2 protein-coding genes are annotated in these 1034 nt (G+C 66.6%); both read right to left on the bottom strand.

All coding sequences use genetic code 11. The features are described from left to right. A partial coding sequence (locus ACWDX9_RS63660; RefSeq protein ID WP_449973506.1) for a carbohydrate ABC transporter permease occupies nt 1-633 on the bottom strand: 633 nt, incomplete at its 3' end. Next, on the bottom strand, nt 630-1034 hold a 405-nt coding region (locus tag ACWDX9_RS63655), incomplete at its 5' end, for a carbohydrate ABC transporter permease (protein ID WP_449973505.1). The genes ACWDX9_RS63655 and ACWDX9_RS63660, both read right to left, overlap by 4 nt.

Below are 1034 nucleotides of genomic sequence, written 5' to 3'. Positions count from 1 at the left end.
GTTGACGAAGTCGTTGAAGATGGCCACCGAGGTGGTCAGGACCACGGTGATGGTGACCGGCTTGAGCAGGGGGAAGATCACCCGGAAGAAGAGCGCGAGCCCGGTGCAGCCGTCGATCTGGGCGGCCTCGTCCAGCTCGCGCGGGATGGCCGCGATGAACGCCCGGAACAGCAGCACCGAGTACGCCATGTGGAAGGCCACCTCGATGAGGATCAGCCCCGGCAGGGTCTTGAACAGACCGAGCGCCTGCAGCAGCCAGATGGTGGGCACGATCGCGGGCGGGATGATCAGGCCGGTCAGCACCAGGAAGTTGGCCACCGAGCCGAGCTTGCCCGTGCGGCGCTGCAGTACGAACGCGGCCATGGAGGCGAACACGACGATCAGCACGACCGACGCGACGGTCAGGACGGTGCTGTTGACGTAGGCGCGCAGCAGCACGTAGTCGCGGGCCTCGATCACGTCCACGAAGTTCTGCACGATCGGCCAGTTGGCCGGCCAGGCGAAGTCCAGGTCGGTGGCCTGCGTCTGGTCCTTGACCGCGGTCAGCAGCATGAGCGCGAACGGGATCAGGAAGACCACCCCGGCCAGCACCAGCGCGATCGCCTCGGCACCGAGCCTTCTCAGCGCGGTCATGCGGGCACCTGCCTTTTGCCGAGGAAGTAGTTGAGCGGGACGACGATGGCGGTGACCACCACGAACAGCAGCACGTTGCCGGCGGTGGACAGGCCGAAGAAACCGGCCTGGTACTGCTTGTAGATGATCGAGGCGATGGTGTCGCTGGTGAAGCCGGGCCCGCCGCGCGTCATCGTCCAGATCAGATCGAACGAGCGCAGGCCGCCGATGAACGACAGGATGATGACGGAGTAGGTGGCGGGCCAGGACAGGGGCAGGGTGACGTGGCGGAAGCGGTGCCAGGCCCCGCCGCCGTCCACGGCCACGGCCTGGTAGTAGTCGCGGGGGATGGACAGGATGCCGGCGATGTAGATGACGGTGGCGATGCCGACGCCCTTCCACACATCCACCAGGGCGACCGA

It is taken from the genome of Nonomuraea sp. NPDC003201 (assembly GCF_053590415.1).
This window is presented reverse-complemented; position numbering and strand designations above follow the sequence as displayed.